Raw genomic sequence first — 3,696 nt, 5'->3', positions numbered from 1 at the left:
GACATCGAGCGCCAGGTAGGAGTGGCAGCGGTTGTTCAGAAAGGCCGGGTTCGGCGCGACCGTGCCCAGGTGGACGATCGCCTCCGCCTCATACCCTGTCTCCTCGCGCAACTCCCGCCCGGCCGACACCGACGGGTCGGCGTCCGTCGTGTCAACCATCCCGCCCGGAACCTCCAGCGTCACATCCTCCGTGCCGTGGCGGTACTGCCGGATCATGACCACGTTCCCTTCCGGCGTCAGGGGGATGACGTTTACCCAGTCGGGCGACTCGAGCACGAAGAAGCGGTGGGTTTCGCCCGTGCGCGGCGACCGGCTGCGATCGGCGCGGATGCGAAAGATGCGGAAATCGCCCAGATACTCGCTATCCAGTTTGTCCCAGGGTTTGATCATCTACAGAGTTTAGGCATGCGGCGGAAAAAATCCAAGTAGGGGCAGACCTGAGTGTCTGCCCAGGGCGCTTTGTGGGTTAGGTGGGCAGGTCGTTGTCCTACCCAGGGCACACACGCTTTGTGGGTTAGGCGGGCAGGTCGTCGTCCTACCCAGGGCGCACACGCTTTGTGGGTTAGGCGGGCAGGTTGTCGTTCTCCCCAGGGCGCACACGCAGGTACGCCCCTACTACGCCTATGGAGAAAGCAGACTGTCGCCGGCCGGCGGTTCGGCGACAACTGTTGGCTGACCCGCCACGGTTGGTAGCGCCGTCGCCCGACGCCCGCGCCACCCCTGCCACGCTGCGCCGATGCCCCAGGCCGTCACCAGGATGCTGAGCACCCAGCCCAACATGGGAATGGCCCGCAGGAAGACGTAGAGGACAAGCCCCAAAATCAGCAGCAGCCAGCGCCACCCCCCGGTGCGCGGCGCGAAGCGGTCGAACAGGTAGGTCAGCGCGGCGTACATGGCAATGGCTTTGGTGCCGTAATTCAGGAAGATGAGCAACAGCGAGAAGAACAGGACGGCCACCGGGTAGGCGACCGACCAGAAGAGCCAGGTGACGTTCCAGAAGGTCGTCCGCCCCAGCCAGACGCCGCCCATCAGCAGCAACACGAAGACCAGGATCACCGCGCCGATGGCGGCCCAGGAGAGGATCAGACCCACCAGACCCACCCCCAGTGTGTACAGCGGCCGCCGCTGCAGCGCCGTCGTGGACCGCTCCAGCCACGGGCGCAGGAACCAGTAGCCGGCCAGACCGGTGATGAGCAGCGGCAAGAACTCGCGCAGGCGGGCCATGAACCAGGCGATGACCAGTTCCGCCTGCGTGTCGGCCGGCTGGGCGGTCTGGATGGGCGTCGAGGCGCGGCCGATCACGTCGAAGACGAGGTTGCCCGGTAAGAAGAACTGGCCCAGTCCCGGCGCGCGGCTGGACAGCTGTCCGACTTGCAGCGCGTCCGGCGTTGGGCCGAGGGTGGTCTCGGTGAACAGGTTGATGAGTTGCAGCAGCCCGGCCACGAGCCGGATGTCGCGGCCAACCGACCCCATCAGGTGCGCCCCCAGGCTCAGCCCGTTCAGGTCGCGCCCCACTTGCGAATCCCGCTCGGTGACGATGCTGAGGCCGAAGAAGTAGGCGTTCAGGCCGATGTCGGCCGTCCGGCCGAGTTGCGACGACACCGCGACCATGTAGACGCTCTGGTCAACCTGGCCGTTGATGATCACCCGCTCCCCGATGGCGAACACGCTGCCCTCGACGTGGCCGTCCACCGTGATGATGCGGCCGCTGATAAAGGCGTTGCCCTTCACCGTGCCCGCCAGGTGCACATCGTCGCCAAACATGACCACGTCGTTATCCACAACCTCGCCGGACACGATCTGGTCGCCGCGGATGATGCTCTGGGCCAGAGCAGAGCGCGGCGCGAAGGAGAGCGCGACGAACGCCAGCAACAGCAAGGCTATGACTCGGATAAGTCGCTTGGAGGTCGATGATGGCTGCATGGTACTCCTGTCGGCTACGATGTTGAAACGAGCCGTCTAACCGGTGATTGTACTATACGTGAGCCAATCTATGTAACACCGCCTGTAGGGGCGGGTTTCAAACCCGCCCCTACAACGCTCGCTGGCAAGCAGCCCTATTCCGTGTTAAGGTAATATCGGCCGGCGGGCTTAGACCGCGCCTCCGGGAGTAGGGAGAATGGCAAAGTGGGATGCGGTGGCGACGGGGATCGATCAGTGGGTGTTGCGCTCCATGCACCGGCGCATGCCCGCGTCATTCCGCGAGAGCGCTCAAGATGTGCCTTCGTTTGATGATGTGCTGGCGGGCACGGCCGTGGACGAGCATCGCACGCCGCCCGACAGCGTTCTGGCCCCCGGTGTGCGTACCGTCTGGCTGCGCTCGCTCGGCGAGCCGCTGTTGTGCCACGTGCGCGTGCGTCTCAGCCCCGATCCGGCCGCGCCCTTGCTCATCTTCCACCACGGCTTCAGCGAGATGCCCTACTACAACTCCTGGCAGCGCATCTTCCGCCGCCCGCTGCCCTTCCCGGTGACGACCGTCTGCATCCAGGCCCCTTTCCACAACCACTGGCGCGAACCCTTCCGCGAGGCGTTCCGCTCCGTCGGCCGGGTCTACCAGACCTTTGCCGGCTCGCTGCGGCTGATCGAGCTGGTGCAGCGTCAATTCGAGGCAGCCGGCGCGGCCTTCACCGCCCTGGCCGGCGTCAGTTGGGGCGGGGTGACGAGCCTGCTCTACGCCGGCCACTTCGGCGGTGTGCGCGCCGTCGCCCCCATGCTCGCTTCGCCCAATCTGGCGCAGGTCATCTGGGATGGGGCGGAGTTGGTCGGTGAGGAGATGCCCATGAGCAAGGCGGAACTCGACGATCTGCTCGACTTCACGCCGCGTTGCGGCTATGACCCGGCGCGCGTCTTCCCGCTGCTGGGCCAAACCGATATGTTCTTCCGGCTGGATAGACACGCGCCCCACTACGCCACTGAGCCGGTGGTGGTGCCGCGCGCCCACGTCTTCAGCCTCTACGGTGTGCGCCCGCTGCGCGAGCATCTTGGCCGAGTGCTGGGTTGGGCCGCCGGCAACCCGTTGGCGCATGATTGAGCAGGAGCAGGGGAGCAGGGGAGTAGGGGTGCGGGGGAGCAGGAGGGAAGACGGTCTTTCCCCCCCGCGCTTCAACTACTACCTTCTGTCGATGTCCCTCGCCGCCCTCGCCGCCATCTGGCTCTACCGGCGCGCGCTGGGGCTGGCCTACTTCAACGACGACCCGACCGGCCACTTCGCCTGGATGGAGGGGCAGTCAATCGTCCGCTTCTTTGCCAGTTCGGCCGAATACGGCTACTACCGGCCGGTCGTCTTCACCATCCTGCGTCTGTTCGAGCGTCTGTTTGGCGGCGGCGCGTTCCCCCACAGCCCGTTCGCCGACCACGCCCTGCTGGTGCTGCTCCACGGCGCGAACGTGGCCCTTGTCTGGGCGCTGGCCTACCGGCTGGGCGACCGGCGCGCGCGCTTCGCCTGGGCCGCGGCCCTGGTCTTCGCCGCCGTCCCGTTCAGCTATGAGGCCGTCGGCTACGTCGCCTCGTTGACGCATCCCTTGCTGGTATTCTGGTTGTTGTTGGCCCTTCTGAGTTATGAGCGCGGGAGCGGGGGTGCAGGGGTGGGGGGGGGGCCGGGGGGGCGCCCAGCCACCCCCACCCCCCCCCCCCCCCCCCGAACCCGACCCAGCACGCCCCACCACCACACCACGCCGGCCCAAACGCACGCCCCCG

Annotated in this window: 3 protein-coding genes and 1 pseudogene; 2 read left to right on the top strand and 2 right to left on the bottom strand. The window is 66.7% G+C overall.

Going from position 1 to position 3,696, the window contains the following annotated elements:
* Both ACE3UY_RS07185 and ACE3UY_RS07180 read right to left on the bottom strand, forming a co-directional pair.
* Nucleotides 1-390 (bottom strand): NUDIX hydrolase (locus ACE3UY_RS07185; protein ID WP_374686861.1); only part of this gene is annotated, 390 nt, incomplete at its 3' end.
* A gap of 231 nt (nt 391-621) precedes the next feature.
* Nucleotides 622-1,923, bottom strand: coding sequence for a hypothetical protein (locus ACE3UY_RS07180; RefSeq protein ID WP_374686860.1), 1,302 nt, complete (start codon nt 1,921-1,923; stop codon nt 622-624).
* Between the two features lie 196 nt (nt 1,924-2,119).
* Here ACE3UY_RS07180 and ACE3UY_RS07175 point away from each other — a divergent pair, with 196 nt between their 5' ends.
* Complete coding sequence (locus ACE3UY_RS07175; protein ID WP_374686859.1) at nt 2,120-3,031, top strand: hypothetical protein; 912 nt, start codon at nt 2,120-2,122, stop codon at nt 3,029-3,031.
* Nucleotides 2,982-3,696 (top strand): annotated as a pseudogene (locus ACE3UY_RS07170) (hypothetical protein); the annotation flags it as partial. The gene ACE3UY_RS07175 and the pseudogene ACE3UY_RS07170, both read left to right, overlap by 50 nt.

Origin of the sequence: Promineifilum sp. (SeqCode) (assembly GCF_041918635.1) — a bacterium.
GTDB lineage: Bacteria > Chloroflexota > Anaerolineae > Promineifilales > Promineifilaceae > Promineifilum.
The sequence above is the reverse complement of the archived record's forward strand: the minus strand, read 5'-3'. Positions and strand labels throughout refer to the sequence as shown.